Annotated in this window: 21 protein-coding genes and 1 tRNA gene; 3 read left to right on the top strand and 19 right to left on the bottom strand. The window is 68.4% G+C overall.

The features are described 5' to 3' along the window. Nucleotides 1–42: 42 nt before the first annotated feature. From MH112_RS06725 to MH112_RS06695, 7 genes are all read right to left on the bottom strand, one after another. Nucleotides 43–504: a low molecular weight phosphatase family protein gene (locus tag MH112_RS06725; protein ID WP_296565592.1), complete on the bottom strand. Its 462-nt coding sequence runs from the start codon at nt 502–504 to the stop codon at nt 43–45. A 7-nt stretch (nt 505–511) separates the two neighbouring features. After that, a complete protein-coding gene (locus tag MH112_RS06720; RefSeq protein ID WP_296565589.1) occupies nt 512–991 on the bottom strand; it encodes a UPF0262 family protein in 480 nt (159 codons plus the stop codon). Nucleotides 992–1,141: 150 nt separating this feature from the next. Continuing rightward, a complete protein-coding gene (locus MH112_RS06715; RefSeq protein ID WP_296565586.1) occupies nt 1,142–1,759 on the bottom strand; it encodes an SH3 domain-containing protein in 618 nt (205 codons plus the stop codon). A gap of 107 nt (nt 1,760–1,866) precedes the next feature. Further along, nucleotides 1,867–3,162: a histidinol dehydrogenase gene (hisD, locus tag MH112_RS06710; protein WP_296565583.1), complete on the bottom strand. Its 1,296-nt coding sequence runs from the start codon at nt 3,160–3,162 to the stop codon at nt 1,867–1,869. Between the two features lie 78 nt (nt 3,163–3,240). Then, complete coding sequence (locus tag MH112_RS06705; protein ID WP_296565580.1) at nt 3,241–3,672, bottom strand: DUF2948 family protein; 432 nt, start codon at nt 3,670–3,672, stop codon at nt 3,241–3,243. Next, nucleotides 3,665–4,969, bottom strand: coding sequence for a UDP-N-acetylglucosamine 1-carboxyvinyltransferase (gene murA, locus MH112_RS06700; protein ID WP_296565576.1), 1,305 nt, complete (start codon nt 4,967–4,969; stop codon nt 3,665–3,667). The genes MH112_RS06705 and murA overlap by 8 nt, the downstream gene beginning before the upstream one ends. A 93-nt stretch (nt 4,970–5,062) precedes the next feature. Continuing rightward, nucleotides 5,063–5,236, bottom strand: coding sequence for a hypothetical protein (locus tag MH112_RS06695; protein WP_296565573.1), 174 nt, complete (start codon nt 5,234–5,236; stop codon nt 5,063–5,065). A 104-nt stretch (nt 5,237–5,340) separates the two neighbouring features. Between MH112_RS06695 and MH112_RS06690 the strand changes: the two genes are divergently transcribed. Then, a tRNA-Thr gene (locus MH112_RS06690) sits at nt 5,341–5,415 on the top strand. Nucleotides 5,416–5,589: 174 nt separating this feature from the next. Then, nucleotides 5,590–5,805, top strand: a complete 216-nt coding sequence (locus MH112_RS06685; RefSeq protein WP_296565571.1) for a hypothetical protein — start codon at nt 5,590–5,592, stop codon at nt 5,803–5,805. An 11-nt stretch (nt 5,806–5,816) separates the two neighbouring features. On the opposite strand, the gene MH112_RS06680 is transcribed toward MH112_RS06685, so the two are convergent. Continuing rightward, nucleotides 5,817–6,101, bottom strand: a complete 285-nt coding sequence (locus tag MH112_RS06680) for a hypothetical protein (protein ID WP_296565568.1) — start codon at nt 6,099–6,101, stop codon at nt 5,817–5,819. Here MH112_RS06680 and MH112_RS06675 point away from each other — a divergent pair. Then, the gene (locus tag MH112_RS06675) at nt 6,100–6,279 is read left to right on the top strand and encodes a hypothetical protein (protein WP_296565565.1); all 180 of its coding nucleotides are present in this window, start codon (nt 6,100–6,102) and stop codon (nt 6,277–6,279) included. The genes MH112_RS06680 and MH112_RS06675 overlap by 2 nt on opposite strands. A gap of 86 nt (nt 6,280–6,365) precedes the next feature. Here MH112_RS06675 and MH112_RS06670 read toward each other — a convergent pair whose 3' ends face one another. The 11 genes from MH112_RS06670 to MH112_RS06620 form a co-directional block, all read right to left on the bottom strand. After that, a complete protein-coding gene (locus MH112_RS06670; protein WP_296565563.1) occupies nt 6,366–6,800 on the bottom strand; it encodes a D-Ala-D-Ala carboxypeptidase family metallohydrolase in 435 nt (144 codons plus the stop codon). 42 nt (nt 6,801–6,842) lie between these two features. Then, a complete protein-coding gene (locus MH112_RS06665) occupies nt 6,843–7,091 on the bottom strand; it encodes a hypothetical protein (protein WP_296565560.1) in 249 nt (82 codons plus the stop codon). Continuing rightward, entirely contained in the window at nt 7,088–7,456 is a 369-nt protein-coding gene (locus MH112_RS06660; protein ID WP_296565557.1) for a hypothetical protein, read from the bottom strand. The genes MH112_RS06665 and MH112_RS06660 overlap by 4 nt, the downstream gene beginning before the upstream one ends. Then, complete coding sequence (locus tag MH112_RS06655) at nt 7,453–8,382, bottom strand: hypothetical protein (RefSeq protein WP_296565555.1); 930 nt, start codon at nt 8,380–8,382, stop codon at nt 7,453–7,455. Before MH112_RS06655 ends, MH112_RS06660 begins: the two co-directional genes overlap by 4 nt. Then, nucleotides 8,382–8,738, bottom strand: coding sequence for a hypothetical protein (locus tag MH112_RS06650; protein ID WP_296565553.1), 357 nt, complete (start codon nt 8,736–8,738; stop codon nt 8,382–8,384). Before MH112_RS06650 ends, MH112_RS06655 begins: the two co-directional genes overlap by 1 nt. Continuing rightward, nucleotides 8,735–10,513 (bottom strand): hypothetical protein, encoded by a 1,779-nt coding sequence (locus MH112_RS06645; RefSeq protein ID WP_296565550.1) that lies wholly within the window; start codon nt 10,511–10,513, stop codon nt 8,735–8,737. Before MH112_RS06645 ends, MH112_RS06650 begins: the two co-directional genes overlap by 4 nt. Before the next feature lie 153 nt (nt 10,514–10,666). Continuing rightward, the gene (locus tag MH112_RS06640) at nt 10,667–11,266 is read right to left on the bottom strand and encodes a hypothetical protein (protein ID WP_296565547.1); all 600 of its coding nucleotides are present in this window, start codon (nt 11,264–11,266) and stop codon (nt 10,667–10,669) included. Nucleotides 11,267–11,373: 107 nt separating this feature from the next. Next, nucleotides 11,374–11,802, bottom strand: a complete 429-nt coding sequence (locus tag MH112_RS06635; RefSeq protein ID WP_296565544.1) for a hypothetical protein — start codon at nt 11,800–11,802, stop codon at nt 11,374–11,376. Nucleotides 11,803–11,811: 9 nt separating this feature from the next. Further along, the gene (locus MH112_RS06630) at nt 11,812–12,417 is read right to left on the bottom strand and encodes a hypothetical protein (protein ID WP_296565541.1); all 606 of its coding nucleotides are present in this window, start codon (nt 12,415–12,417) and stop codon (nt 11,812–11,814) included. Next, on the bottom strand, nt 12,417–12,656 hold the full coding sequence (locus tag MH112_RS06625; protein WP_296565539.1) for a hypothetical protein: 240 nt from the start codon (nt 12,654–12,656) through the stop codon (nt 12,417–12,419). Before MH112_RS06625 ends, MH112_RS06630 begins: the two co-directional genes overlap by 1 nt. Further along, nucleotides 12,650–13,273: a hypothetical protein gene (locus tag MH112_RS06620; RefSeq protein ID WP_296565536.1), complete on the bottom strand. Its 624-nt coding sequence runs from the start codon at nt 13,271–13,273 to the stop codon at nt 12,650–12,652. The genes MH112_RS06625 and MH112_RS06620 overlap by 7 nt, the downstream gene beginning before the upstream one ends. Between the last annotated feature and the right edge of the window lie 21 nt (nt 13,274–13,294).

The raw sequence follows: 13,294 nt of genomic DNA, 5'->3' as shown, positions 1-13,294 counted from the left end.
CAAGTATAACTCAGCTTGGCCGGCCCGGTAGAGGCCTCTCTTTCAGCCCCTTCCGAACCGTTCCACCAGTCGCCGCGCCAAAGTGTCACGGACATCGCGGTAGGCGGCCAGCCGGTTTTCCCGGGCCCCATCAGCCAGGGTTGGATCATGGGTGGGCCAGTACTCGATCTCGGCCGCCCGGTGGCGTGTCAGCTCGACAGCCCGATGCTGGGCCTCTGGGGTCAGTGAGATGATCAGATCGAAGGAATCATCATGCAACTCGTCAAAGGTCTTGGGCTGGTGACCCTCCAGGTCCAGGCCAAGTTCGGCCATGACCGCGCAGACAAAGGGATCGGCCCCCTCAACCCCAGCCTCGCGCTCGGCCTTGAGACCGCAGGAGTCGACAAAGACCCTGTCCCCCAGCAACCGCCTGGCCAGGCCCTCGGCCATGGGGGAGCGCACGCGATTGAAGTTGCAGGCAAACAGGATGGCGCCTGGCAGGCGCGGCGAAGAGCCTGACGCCATCTCCGCTTCAGCTCTTGTAATGCAGGGCGCAGATCAGGGTGAATAGCCTGCGCGCGGTGTCCAGATCCGTTTCGATCTTGCCGGCCAATCGGGCCCGCAACAGCTCCGAGCCCTCATTGTGCAGCCCACGGCGGCCCATATCCAAGGCTTCGATCTGAGCCGGCGTCGCGTTGCGGATCGCCTGATAGTAGCTCTCGCAGATCATGAAGTAGTCTTTGATCAGCATCCGGAACGGCGAGAGCGAGAGAATGTGCCGCTTCTCATAGCCCGGGCCGGTGACATCCAGGACCAGTCGATTTTCCATCAGGCCCATGTGCAGGTCATAGGGGCCCTGCTCAGCCCCGTCAGGCACAAAGCGATTGGCTTCCAGCAGATCGAAGATGGCGATCTGCCGTTCCTGCTCCTGGTCGCGCGAAATCGCGCCCAGGGATTGCTGGTCGATCTCAACGCTCTGCAGCCGATGGTTCTTCTGGTCGTCGTCAGTCATGACGCCCTGGGGAAGGTCTTGGGCGCCAGCTTTAGTGCAATCTGCCCCCCGGCGTCATCCCGCTTCGATGCCCATCAGTCCTATGGGAAACGAAAAGTGCCCCCGCCGCGGGGAGCGACGGGGGCAAGAGGCGCTGGGGAGGCGACGCAATCAGCGCCGATAGGTGGCGTACTGGTAGCTCACAGGCTGAACATAGGCGCCATGGACATAGCCGACGCCGACACCGTTCTGGCCCACCAGGATCCAGTCGCTGCCCCGGACATAGGACAGGGCCTCAAACTGCTGGCCCGCCCGGATCTGGCCAACCCGGCTCCCCCGCGTGCTGGGGGACGCACGGAGGTTGACCGTTGAGCGGGCCACCATGGCCCCGCCGCCGCCGGCGAAGTGGGCCGGTGCCAGGTTCCGGTCGAGGCGGTAGCCGCCGTGCACGAAGGTCGCCGGCTGGTTGTGGACATAGCCCTGGCCCTGACCGTGGCGACGGTCCTGGTCGCTATGCTGCAAACGGCACCCGATGGCTGAGCCCGCTGCGGCACCGACCACCGCGCCGACGGCCGTCCCGGTGGTGCGGTCATTCTTGGCCAGGTTGGAGCCCGCCGCAGCCCCCACCAGGGCGCCGAGCAGAGCGCCGCCCTCCTGCTTGCCGCCGGGGGCGTTACAGCCCAGGACGCCGCCGAAATTCTGGGCCTGGGCGGCGGGCACCGCCGCGGCCAGGAACAGGGCGCTCATCATGGCGCCGGTGGTCAGTTTCGAAACCGTGGTCTTCCGCATGATGTGTCTCCGTCAGATCGCATTCGCCGGGCCCGGTGTGGCCCTGTGATTGCGACCCTAGGGGGCTCAGCCTGAACGGCCCCTGGAAGACGATCGACAGGTTTCGTTCAGCTTTCTCCCCGGCCCTGCCCCAGACGCAGGGCAGCCGATCTTGCATGGGCCGGCAGTCCCTCGGCCTCGGCCAGGGCCACCGTCGCTGGACCGAGGGCCTCAAAGGCCGCCGGGTCGCACTTCACGAACGAGGTCCGCTTGATGAAGTCATAGATCGACAAGCCCGATGAGAACCGCGCCGCGCGGCTCGTCGGCAGCACATGGTTGGAGCCGGCCACATAATCGCCAATCGCTTCTGGGGCGTGCCGGCCCAGGAACATGGCGCCGGCGTGGCGGACCTTGGCGGCCAGGGCGTCGGGATCGGCCACGGCGAACTCCACATGCTCAGGCGCCAGGGCGTCAACCAGTCTGGGGGCCTGATCCATGGGGGCAATGATGACCGCCCCGTGATCGCGCCAGGACGCCGCAGCCACCGCCTCGGTCTCCAGGGTGGCCAGTTGCACCTTGATCTCGGCCTCTACCCGGGCCGCGAACGCCGCATCATCGGTGATCAGGATGGATTGAGCGGCCGGATCATGTTCGGCCTGGGACAGGAGATCCGCAGCGATCCAGTCGGCACGGTTGAGACCATCGGCCACAACGACGATTTCTGAGGGGCCAGCCAGGGCGTCGATGCCCACCACCCCATAGACCCGGCGCTTGGCGGCGGTCACATAGGCGTTGCCGGGGCCGACGATCTTGTCCACCGGCCGGATCGGGCCGGCACCGAACGCCAGGGCACCGACGGCCTGAGCACCGCCGACCCGCCAGATCTCTGTCACCCCGGCGGCCTGGGCCGCGGCCAACACCGCCGGCTGCAGCTTTCCAGGTGGCGTGACCATGGCGATCCGCTCGACCCCTGCCACCTTGGCCGGAACAGCATTCATCAGCACGGTCGACGGGTAAGCGGCGCGACCGCCAGGCACATAGATGCCCACCGCCTCGATGGCGCCCCAGCGCCACCCCATCTCGACGCCCGCCGCGTCGGTGAACCGGGCATCCGCCGGTCGCTGCCGTTCGTGGTAGCTGCGGATCCGTTCCGCCGCAAAGGCGATCGCCTCACGCACCTCTGGCGGACAGGCCTCTGCGCCGGCGGCGATCTCCTCGGGGCTCACCCGCAAGCTGGCCTCATCAAGGCTGACGCCGTCGAACTGGGCACCAAAGCGAAGGACGGCGGCCAGGCCCTCCGCCCGCACGGCGGCCAGGACATCGCGGACACTGGCCTCAACATCTTCAGGGGTGTCGCGCCGCTCGCTCACCAGGGCGGCGAACCGGGCTTCAAAATCGAGATCGGTAAAATCAAATCGGCGCATGATGGCGCTATGTAGCGATGGCTTGCCGCCAGCGCCATGGTCCGACGGCCACACCGCTGCAGCCAGAGCGGCCGCGCCTCAAGTTTCGTGCCTGGGCGTCCGCGAGGTTGGCCAGGGTGCCGATACATCCGCCAGAACCGCGTCGACACACTCGACCTTCACCTTCAGATCCCCGCCGCCAGCGAAACTCAGGATCAGGCTGCCCCCTGGAGGCTCGGCGTCGGGCTCGAAGCGCACGGCCAGCAACTCCACCACCGCGTCGGGGGTATCCCGTCTCAGCCGCTTGGCCTCCACCGCCTCGACGGAGCCCACCTGCAACGCCGCCCTTACCCGCGAGCGCCCTCCCGCCTCCCAGCGATAGCGGTTCAGGGTCAGGGTCAAGCGTCGCGCCTTGGCTTCAAACCGGATATCGCCGATCTTGCCGACCGCGTCCTGCAAAGCCGCAGACAGGACCGTCAGGTCCTCGGCGCTCTCCGCGCGCAGCTTCAAAGGCTTCTTACGCTCAGGCATCGAACTCCACCTCGTCGGGCGTGGATTCCCCACGCAACCGCTGTATCTTGGCCCCGCAGGCCGAGAGCTTGGCCTCAAGGCGCTCAAACCCACGGTCCAGGTGATAAACGCGCCCGACCACCGTTTGGCCCCGCGCCGCCAGGCCCGCGATGACAAGACCGACTGAGGCCCTGAGGTCGGTGGCCATAACTTCAGCGCCGGTCAGGGTCGAAACCCCTCGCACGCGCGCCTCGCCGCCCTGAATGCTGATGTCGGCGCCCAGCCTGGCCAGCTCCGGGGCGTGCATGAAGCGGTTTTCGAAGATCGTTTCTCGAATGACCGACTCCCCCTTGGCCAGGGTCATCAGGGCCATAAACTGCGCCTGGAGATCGGTGGCGAACCCTGGATAGGGGTCCGTCTCCACCGCCACGGCCCTGAGCCGACCACTGTTCCGCTTGATCGTCACCCCATCATCGTGCCGGATCACTTCGACCCCGGCCTCCTCCATCTTGTCCAGCAGACAGCCGATGAAGTCATTGCGGGTGTGGGTCAGGCGAACTTCCCCGCCGGCCATGGCGGCGGCCAGGGCGAAGGTTCCGGTCTCGATCCGGTCGGGGACCACCGCATGGGTCGTTCCCCCCAGGCGGCTGACCCCGTGGATCCGGACGACATCAAGACCCGCCCCGACAATCCGGGCGCCCATCTTGTTGAGGCAGTCGGCCAGGTCGACGATCTCGGGTTCGCACGCCGCATTGCGCAGGATCGTCTCACCCTCCGCCAGAACCGCCGCCAGCATGGCGTGCTCCGTGGCGCCGACCGATACGAAGGGAAAGGTGATCTCCGCCCCACTTAGGCCCCGGGGTGCCTGGGCATAGACATAGCCTTCATGCAGATCGATCTGCGCGCCCAGCGCCCGCAGCGCGTCCAGATGCAGGTCCACCGGTCGTGCGCCAATGGTGCATCCCCCCGGCAGGGAAACCTTGGCCTGGCCGGTCCGCGCCAGCAGCGGGCCCAGCACATTGAACGAGGCGCGCATCTGCCGCACCAGATCATAGGGGGCGATGGCGCTGAGGATTTCCGGGGTGTGCAACAGGGTCTCAGCCCCGTGCGCCCCATCTTGCTCCTGAACCTCAGTGCCTAGCCGTCCGAGCAGCTGCCCCAGGAACCGAGTGTCCGCCAGCCGGGGCATATTGGTCAGGCGCAGAGGTTCTGAGGTCAGCAGGCTGGCGGCCATCAGCTTGATGGCCGAATTCTTGGCGCCGCTGATGGCGATCTCGCCCTCCAGACGCGCGCCGCCCTCGATGGCGATTCGGTCCAATCCCAGCCCCTTCATGCGCCGCTATTTCTGCGGTGCGGAAATCCCAGCCGCGCTTCTAGCCCGCGTCACGGCTGGCGCAAAGGCGCTGACTGCTCACGAACACTTGTCACCCTCATCGGCCACACCCTTTGCAGCGGCCCGGCCTGGCGCCTTGCGCCGGCGCAGATTGGCCCTCAGCGCCTGGGCGAGCTTGGCCTCACGGTCCTGGGCCAACCTTGAGTCTGAGGCGGCCTTGGGCGGAGGCTTGGGGGGATTGGGGGGCGTCATGCCCCCTGGTTGCGGCTGGATCCTGCCGGGGTCAAGTCGGAGAAATTCGGATTTGGGGCTTCACGGACGGCGCATGGTTGGCTATAGCCCCCGCCTCGCCTTTCGCCGCCGTAGCTCAGTGGTAGAGCGCATCCTTGGTAAGGCTGAGGTCGGCAGTTCAATCCTGCCCGGCGGCACCATCGGCCCCAAGCCCTCACCGGGTTTGGGGCCGACCTCATTTTGGGCCCCGTATTTCCTCTGACTGGCCACCCTGAACGGAGGCGCCCCTTACATGCCGGGCGGCCCGTCCCCACCTTGCGGCCCAGAGGCGATCCCTGATCCGGTGGTCGCCCCATGGGGAGGGGCAGCGCCACATGATCGACAATCCAGAGAACTTCCCCATCGACACCCGCAATGCGGCCCTGGCCCTCATCCGCCAGTACGGCCCTGATGCCCAGGTCATTGCCATGCTGCGGGCGGCGGAATTTGCGGCCATGGGGGATGTGGATGGCCTGGCCGCCTGGGACGACATCATCGCCTGTATCGAGGCCTACGATTCCCTCGGTCCGGTGGGCGGGGTCGTCCACTAGACCCGGTCGGGTCAGCGGGTCGGTGCCCCGGCGATCAGGGCCCCCTGCGCCTCATAGGTCTCAACCGCCAGCCGCCTGGCCGCGTCACAGGCCACGATCTGTGCGCCCCGGGTGACGTAGCCGATCTCCAGGTCCGCCAGGGTCGCGCGGTCAGGCAGGACGTAGAGGGCGCACGGTGCCCTCGCCTCAGCCGGCAGGCTCAGCTGCGGCGCAGCCGTCCAGCTCGGGGGCGGCTTGGCACAGCTGGTCATCAGCATGGCGCAGCCGAGCGAGGCGATCAGGGGCCAGACGTTCATGGCCATCCTCCGAATTCAGGGCCTGTGGGATAAATGCGGCCACCGCCACCTGAGCTTGATGACGCTGGGTCAGGGCTGCGGAAAGGCGCGCTCCGGCCGCCCGTTCACCCGCCACGGCAAGCTGGGCGGCGTCCTTGGCCCGGGTGAGATCGGCAATTTCCATCTGATGAGTCCGTGAGCCATCCCGTCGTCCCGCCACATAGAGCGACAGGGCTGAGGCGGCGAGCGCCCCGGCCGCCACCGCCGTCACGATCACCCGCATGGTCATGTCCGCAGTCCCCGCTGATACCCGGCTCCGGGTCGCCAGCTGAGCACCTCCCGCCGCCAGCGCCCCCCAAGGCCCAGATGAACCCATGCCCCCGCCTCCTCGATTAGCTGGTCAAATCTCAGATCCGAGGCGGCGATGGCCCGGCAAACCGCCAGGGGCGAGCCAAAGCGCGGGCAAATGAAGTCGGCGGCCTCACCGCGCATGTGTGCGCTGGTCGGCGACCCTCCGACCGCCCGATTCACCGCTGGTGAGCGATAGCCGCTGGTGATCACCATGGGCGCGTTCCCCAGCAGAGTGCGCACATCCTCAAGCACCAGCACGGTGGCTTTCAGCCGCTTGAGCACAGAGGCGGGCGGGCGATTGTCCAGGCCTCGCTGCTGTGTGGCGGTCATTTCCTCCAGGGAGAAGTGTGGCGAAAGCCATGTGGTCATGGCCGACCTCCAAAGTCTGAAAGCATGAATGCGGCCAGGGGTTCAGGGCATCTCGCGCCGCGCCGCGCCCACCAGCTTGGCCCAGTCGGTGACAGTCGCCCCAGCCATGTAGAGCGTGCCCAGGACCACATTGGCCCCAATCAGGGCCAGCCCCAGCCACTTCAGGGCGCCTGGATCATCCAGCCGTAGGATGATCGCCGCCACGGCGATCGAATTGGCCCCGCAGGCGCCATAGGTGAAAATACGTCTGTAGAGCCAGCGGGCCTCCACAGGGGGCCGAAGCTCACTCATGGGGGATGGGCAGGCTTGAGGCCGAGGCCGGCCAGGAAGGCCAAAAGACCCGTGGCCAGCCAAGGCATGCTGCGCGCCAGCCAGGTCCAGAAATCGGCGGCGCCGGCCACCCGGTCCCGCTGGCTCTCCAGGTGATCAATCCGCCCAAGCGCGCCCTTCAGCTCCCCCCGCAGACCCTCCACAAGCTTGCCGGCCTCCAGGGCCTCCAGCCTTGCCAGCCGCTCGCGGACATCATCCATCTTCGCCGCCAGGCCCTCCAGCCGGGCAGTCTGGGCCGCCACATTTTCCCCGATCTGCCGCAGGGCCAGAACCTGGGCCTCAGCCCTCCCCTGCGCCCCGGTCAAGGCGCTGTCGGCCGGGCTCATGATCTCTGCTTCCAGAGCCCCTGTCCCACCGACGCCAGGCCGGAGGCCTGGGTGAGGGCATCCAGGAAACTCGGGGTCTGGGTCGTCGCCCCCTGGGTGCTGGAGTTGCCCTCCGTGGTCGTGCCTCTGAACAGTTCCAGGGGCAGCTTGGACAGGATATCGGCCTGGTGGGTCAGGGCCGTATAGGGGGCCATACGGTGGGCCTGATCCACCCCGCGCACCTGGGCACCGATCGCGGCCTGGGCCGCCACATCCTCCCGGTCGCTGGCCGACCGCGCCTGGGCCAGCGACCCCAGAGCATTGGCCGCCTGCAGGCGCAGGGCGGCGGCCTGGGACGCCAGCTGGGCGGTCTGGGACGCGGCCTGCTGGCGTCGATCAGCGTCCTGATTGGCCAGACCTGCGCTGGTGTTGAACATCCCCGCCAGCAGGCCAGAGATCTGGGTGTTACGGGCCCGGGCCAGCTCACCTTCGGTGAAGGACCGGGTCAGGGCGCCGCCGGAGCCGCCAAATGCCCCCTGCCCGGCCAAGGCCAGGCTCTGGCTCGCCCGGGTCCGGCCGGCCTCGGCGTCAAAGTCCGCCATGGCCGCGTCCACTACCTGGCGCCGATAGGGATTCTGATAGGCCGCGATCCCGTCCAGCAGGCTCGCGGCCTGGACCACGGGTGCCGCCTCCGCGGCCACACCCCGGCTCCAGTCGGCGGCCTCGTCATAGGCAAACCCGTAGCGCCCAAGCCCTGCCGCCCCTTGCGCTGCCTGCTGCTCCGCCGCCGACAGGGGCGAGACCAGGCTGTAGGGATCGAACCGCCCCAGCTCACCCAGCCGGTCGCCCAATCCCTGCACCTGATCGCTCACCCACTGGGGATTGCTCGGCGTCACGGTCGCCCGCTCAGTGGTGCTGGACGAGGTGGTGGTCTTCTTCTTGCCCATCACAGGCTCCTTCTCAAAATCTCGCCATGTCGTTGGTAGCCGTGCGCCCGCAGTACCCGCGTCCAGCCCGGCCGCCCCTCGATGGTGATCGCCGTGCAGCCCAGGCCTCGAGCCCAGGCCTCGACCCCCGGGCGCAGGGCCAGGATCGTCTCCAGCTGCCCACCAGCCAGCCAGATGTGCAGGCTCCGGCCCTCGGCATTCTCAATGCATTGCGTGACCACCGCCCCGGCCTCACCGGCCCACAGCTGCGCGCGGCCTGCGATCAGGTCGGCGCGTAGCGCGGCCTCATCACCGTCCTGCGGCCGCAGGGCTGGCAGAAGCCAAGCCCGGCAGGCCGCCCAGACTGCCGCCCTCACCGGGTTCCGGCCGCCACCACGTCGAACACCGGCCGGCCGATCCGCCCGCCGGTCGGCGACCCCTGGCCGCTGAACCGCACCTTGAAGAAGCGCCCCGTGGCGCGCAGATCGACGCGGCTGGCGCCTGGTGCCAGGCCGAAGGGTCCATGACTCCGGCTTGGCCCCTGCGGCTTCAGGCGCGTATTCAGGCGCAGCGCCGCAGCGCCAGCCTGCAGTGCCATATCCGGCCAAAGCCCGCGAACCATCAGGGTCTGATCAGGGTCCAGCAGCTGATCGCCGCTCTCGATGAACCAGGAAAACCCGCTCCCATCGGCCGACTGTCCCCGTTCGTGCCAATAGGCCCGCCCCTCCGGCGTCACCCCGATCGGGTCTCCCTGAGGTCCGGCGTCCACAAAGGCGCTCCGGGCCATGATCCCCCGGGACCAGGCCCCGTCCTCCAGCCCGACGGTCAGGTATCGACTGTTTTCATCCCCATCCCGGGCGTCGGGATAGTCAAAGCGGACCTCATTGTAGAGGCCTATGGTCGCTGCCGTAATCTTGTCACCCTGGGCACCGGCCAGGTTCCGGGCCATCTCATCCCGGATCGGACAGGGGACGATCTCCACCGCCCCACCCAGGCTGTAACTGCGAAACTGCAGGTCCGGCGCCAGCCACAAGGCCCGCGACCCCGCCAACGCAAAGGCGTTGGGACCGATCAGCCCGCAATGCTCCCCCACCGGATCAAAGCGCCAGGGCTGGTTCAGCGCCCCCACAAAGCTCCCGACGAACAGCCGATCTGAGGTCCACACCAGCAGGAACTGACCCGCCGCACAGGCCCCCACGATCCGCCCGCCGCCGGCCAGCACATATTCCCGCGCCGTGGTCTCTGGGGCTGTGATCCAGCTGTTGGGATCACGGACACCGCTGTGCCGGATGCAAAGCGGATTGAAGTCACCGGAAACCTCCTCGTCACAGCCCAGGGCAAAGATCTGATCGGTGTGCGACACCAGGCACACGCTCACCCGGGCTGGCGCATCCCGAAGGGGGGCGGCGACGGTCTCCGCCGCGTTCGCCCATATATGGATTGTCCCGCCCCGCGGGTTGGCCACCAGCCTCTCCCCGAAGGCCGCAAGGCTCCAGGTCCGCGGGAAGAAGTCCGCCGCCGAGGGCGCAGAATAGTGTCCAGTGGAATAGCTGCCGGTGCCATAGCCCTGCCCGCCGCTTCCATCCACCGCCCCCGGTGCCAGGGCCGCCAGTGGAGCGATCACCACCCCGGCCCCACCCCCGACGGCGGCAGACGTGGCCGGCTCTGTGAAGACAAAGCTGAACTGGTCAGCATCGATCACGGCGATCGCAACATCGGCCAGATTGGGTGCAATGCCCCCCAGGGCCTCCGCCCCGCTGACCGCCACCCGCGCCCCTGTCTCCAGGCCGTGCCCGGCCATGGACACTGTCACCACTGGCGACCCGGCACTGACCGACAGGGCTGAGGCCCCGAGAGTCCGCCCTGGCCTGGCCAGGACCGGCGTGATGTCCGAAAGGCTCCCACCGACCCAGACCTGCAAGGCGTTATGGGTCCCGAAGGCCACGTTCAGGGTCGCGGCCTTGTCCGTCCAGGCAAACACCTTGCGGCACACCCCGGTCACGGCCTCAGGGCTCAGCGACTCCCAGCCGCCAATGACCTGCGGCTGCCCCCGCCAGAACCGCACATTGGACCCATCCGCCCAACGCCCGGCGGCTGAAAACGAGGTCTCGTCCCCAACAAGTCCAGGTAGTATATCCAGGGGAATCCTCATCACCCTTGCCCCGTTTAAATTGTGCCATGGACGCCAAGCGCTATTTCGTTCCCACACCCCACGGAGAGGTATCCCTCGTCTTCACCGAGAAGCCTCGTGAGCAGCGCCAATTGCATTGAACCGTGAGGGGGCTCTCCGGAGCGACAACGTCGACTAGCTAGCCAGGAGAACAAAAACCGCTCGGCCATTGCCGCCGACACCTGAAAACACTTCGGCTCCACCAGAGCCGCCGCCTGGCGAAAATCCCACCGCACTGTTGCCAGGCGCGGTGGCACTAGACCCCGCACCAGCGGTCAGGATCGCGGCCGAGACTTCGGTGAAGCCCGCTGCCCCGCCGCCGCCGCCCCGCCCGGCTTCTGGCGCGCCGCCGAGGGCGCCGGCCTCTCCGGCGGTCCCGGCAGCGCCCGCGCCCCCAGCCCCGCCAGCCCCGCCCTTGCGGTTGATGGCTCCGCCAAAGCCCAGGCCGCCTTCGCCGGGCGCGCCATCGGCGAGGCCGCCCTGGCCGCCGGTGGCTCCCATCTGGGTGCCTCGCAAAGTCACCGTGGTAGTCCCCCCGGACTGACCATTGGCCGACGCGCCAGCCCCGCCGGGGCCGATGCTGTAGCTGATCACCTCATTGCGGCGCAGCCGGAAGGTTCCGAACGCAGCCCCGCCGCCGCCCCCACCCCCTGCCGTTGTGCCGCCACCGCCCATGCCGCCCCCAGACCCGCCGCCGCCCCAGACATAGATCAGGGCGTGGCAGTTCTGCGGCACGCCGAAGGCGCCGGAACCGGCGTGAAACTCATGGATCGCCAGGAGGCGTCCGGGGCGGGCCGAACCCCGCCTCTGGGGTTGCTCCCCCCGGGGACCACTCCCCCCCATCACGGCAACGGATCATAGGCGCCGCCGGACACCCGGCAGACAACGCCATTGGCCACTGAACCACCGATGGCGAAGGACAGGCCCACCCCTGGCGGCAGGAACAGGGGGTCCTCTTCGCTGGCCTCGAACACCGCCCGCGGGCTCGCCGCCGTGGCCGAGGGCGACGTATTGGCCAGAGTCGCAGAGTCGATCAGCGTGTGGGTGGTTCCCACCCGCCCATAGAGCTGGCAGTGGATCACCGCCCCTGGCGCGGCCCGGCTGATGGCATAGGCCTTGGTGATCCGCATCCCCTGCACATTGTCCGCGGGGGGCACCACCTCGACGGCCTGGGTCGGGGCGTGGAAGGCGGTCTCCGCCGTTGTGGCCACCGCCGCATAGGCGATGGGCCGCTGCACGGCGATGAACTGATTGGTGGCGATAGCGCTCATAGGGGCTCCTCAGCCGAAAAAGGCCAGGGCCGCGGCGCGCCGGTCGGCGGCGGCGGCCTGCTGGGCCTGGTCTGCGATATAGTCGGGAAGGGCGGTGACCAGACGCCAGCCCGCGTCGGTGCCATCGGTGGCGACCACCTTGCCGGCATTGCCGGTCTGGCCCGGCAGAGCGCCTGAGTTGTAGCTCCAGGCCACGGCCTCCACATAGGCCTTGAGGCCCAGGCCGCCGACCCCCAGCAGGAAGACATCGCCGCCGTCGCACCCCACCAGGGTCACGTCCTGGCTGTCCACCACCGCAACGGCACCGGCCCCTGTGGTCAGGGTCACAGGGCCGCTCGCACTGTTGCGCACCAGATAGATCTTGCTGGCGGCCGGCAGAGTGACGGTGGCTGGGCCTGCGCCGGTAAAGTCCAGCATGGCGCGGCGGGCCTCATCATCGGCCAGGTTGGCGCTGGTCAGCACATGATCGCCGGCCAGTACGATCGCGCTGCGCCCGGCGATGGCCTGGTCCAGCCGGTCGATCACCGCGTTCAGCCGCGGCGCCCCCCAGGTGTTCAGGTTCTCCCCTGCGGCCTGCATTTCCAGGCGCAGGGACGGGGTATAGGTCGAAGGCATCAGAGGCTCGCTCCTGTGTCTTGTCGCAGCCAGACGGTTCCGTCGGAGACCGCCAGGACCGAGAGGTCCCGCAGGAACACCAGGCCGTGGGGCCAGGCCGCAGCGGGGGGCAGCTCGCCCACCGTGCAGGCGAAGACCGGCCCTGGTGCGCCAGGCGCTTTCAGGCTGCGAACCGCCTCCAACAGATGGGTCAGCAAAGGCCGTAAGCCCGGCGGCACATCGGGGACCAGGCTCAGCATGTCAGCGCGCCCTGAGCCGGCAGGTCGGTGACCAGCCTGGCCATCCCGTGCCGCCGGGCATCCCTGGCCCGCGCCTGGGCCAGGGCCATCTCAAACCGGACCCCGAAATGCCCGGCCATCTCCCCGTCCCGCAGGTAGGGGCAGGCTTCAGCCAGGGCAGCGAACAGGTAGAGATCGGGGTGCTCGGCCAGCACCGCATTGGTCGGCGATGTGGCGCTCAGGGCCAGCCGCCCCACCTGCTGCAGGACAAAGCTGATCTCCCCGTCACAGGGGCGGTCGAGCCCGATCGCGGTGCCCTCAAGGCTCCAATAGCTGGGTCGACCCGCCTGTTCGCGGCGCGCCAGCAGGCCCGCAGGCCGGTAGCGCATCGGGGTTCGAACGCCCCCGTCTTCCCGCCACAGCCCGAGCGCCTCGCGACAGTCGGCCGGCAGGTCCACAGTGCGGGCGCCAGGGGCCGCGATCAGCCCCACCTCCCCCTCCATCACCGCCAGCCGCAGCTCCCGGTTCAACCGCGCCTCGGCCAGGGTGATAAAGTCGCCTGCCCGTCCGGCCAGATCGCTCCGCTCCAGCCAGTCGGCCACGGCGGCCTTCAGGTCGTCATAGGTCGAAAGCGCCATGCGCCCTCCTCCCCTTGACCA

It is taken from the genome of Phenylobacterium sp. (assembly GCF_022402485.1).
GTDB lineage: Bacteria > Pseudomonadota > Alphaproteobacteria > Caulobacterales > Caulobacteraceae > Phenylobacterium.
The sequence above is the reverse complement of the archived record's forward strand: the minus strand, read 5'-3'. Positions and strand labels throughout refer to the sequence as shown.

Bases quoted from the DNA above. Each gene is read 5' to 3' on its own strand.
- MH112_RS06725 (WP_296565592.1), bottom strand. From the start codon at position 504: ATGGCGTCAGGCTCTTCGCCGCGCCTGCCAGGCGCCATCCTGTTTGCC.
- MH112_RS06720 (WP_296565589.1), bottom strand. From the start codon at position 991: ATGACTGACGACGACCAGAAGAACCATCGGCTGCAGAGCGTTGAGATC.
- MH112_RS06715 (WP_296565586.1), bottom strand. From the start codon at position 1,759: ATGCGGAAGACCACGGTTTCGAAACTGACCACCGGCGCCATGATGAGC.
- hisD (WP_296565583.1), bottom strand. From the start codon at position 3,162: ATGCGCCGATTTGATTTTACCGATCTCGATTTTGAAGCCCGGTTCGCC.
- MH112_RS06705 (WP_296565580.1), bottom strand. From the start codon at position 3,672: ATGCCTGAGCGTAAGAAGCCTTTGAAGCTGCGCGCGGAGAGCGCCGAG.
- MH112_RS06695 (WP_296565573.1), bottom strand. From the start codon at position 5,236: ATGACGCCCCCCAATCCCCCCAAGCCTCCGCCCAAGGCCGCCTCAGAC.
- MH112_RS06685 (WP_296565571.1), top strand. From the start codon at position 5,590: ATGATCGACAATCCAGAGAACTTCCCCATCGACACCCGCAATGCGGCC.
- MH112_RS06675 (WP_296565565.1), top strand. From the start codon at position 6,100: ATGGCCATCCTCCGAATTCAGGGCCTGTGGGATAAATGCGGCCACCGC.
- MH112_RS06680 (WP_296565568.1), bottom strand. From the start codon at position 6,101: ATGAACGTCTGGCCCCTGATCGCCTCGCTCGGCTGCGCCATGCTGATG.
- MH112_RS06670 (WP_296565563.1), bottom strand. From the start codon at position 6,800: ATGACCACATGGCTTTCGCCACACTTCTCCCTGGAGGAAATGACCGCC.
- MH112_RS06665 (WP_296565560.1), bottom strand. From the start codon at position 7,091: ATGAGTGAGCTTCGGCCCCCTGTGGAGGCCCGCTGGCTCTACAGACGT.
- MH112_RS06660 (WP_296565557.1), bottom strand. From the start codon at position 7,456: ATGAGCCCGGCCGACAGCGCCTTGACCGGGGCGCAGGGGAGGGCTGAG.
- MH112_RS06655 (WP_296565555.1), bottom strand. From the start codon at position 8,382: ATGGGCAAGAAGAAGACCACCACCTCGTCCAGCACCACTGAGCGGGCG.
- MH112_RS06645 (WP_296565550.1), bottom strand. From the start codon at position 10,513: ATGAGGATTCCCCTGGATATACTACCTGGACTTGTTGGGGACGAGACC.
- MH112_RS06635 (WP_296565544.1), bottom strand. From the start codon at position 11,802: ATGAGCGCTATCGCCACCAATCAGTTCATCGCCGTGCAGCGGCCCATC.
- MH112_RS06630 (WP_296565541.1), bottom strand. From the start codon at position 12,417: ATGCCTTCGACCTATACCCCGTCCCTGCGCCTGGAAATGCAGGCCGCA.
- MH112_RS06625 (WP_296565539.1), bottom strand. From the start codon at position 12,656: ATGCTGAGCCTGGTCCCCGATGTGCCGCCGGGCTTACGGCCTTTGCTG.
- MH112_RS06620 (WP_296565536.1), bottom strand. From the start codon at position 13,273: ATGGCGCTTTCGACCTATGACGACCTGAAGGCCGCCGTGGCCGACTGG.